Source organism: Lacinutrix sp. MEBiC02404 (assembly GCF_053601575.1).
Window position 1 is genome coordinate 1 of sequence record NZ_JBSHNV010000200.1, and the last position, 209, is coordinate 209.

1 protein-coding gene is annotated in these 209 nt (G+C 45.0%); it reads right to left on the bottom strand.

Going from position 1 to position 209, the window contains the following annotated elements; genetic code table 11:
• Window positions 1-209: hypothetical protein (locus tag ACVCXO_RS12180; RefSeq protein WP_452229865.1), on the bottom strand; the 209-nt coding region annotated here is incomplete at both ends.

Below are 209 nucleotides of genomic sequence, written 5' to 3' on the forward strand. Positions count from 1 at the left end.
GTTCCGGTTACTGAACCAGCTGTAGTATAACCATCTGTTCCTGCTGCAACTGTTCCATTTACTGGTATCGTTACTTCCGTTGGTTCTGTTCCTTCTGTTAATGTCGATCCTACTGGTAAAGTAGTCGTATCTACTACGATATCTACTGTCCCTGCTGGTACTCCTTCTATAGTATACGTTCCATCCGCTGCTGTTGTTCCTGTTGGCTC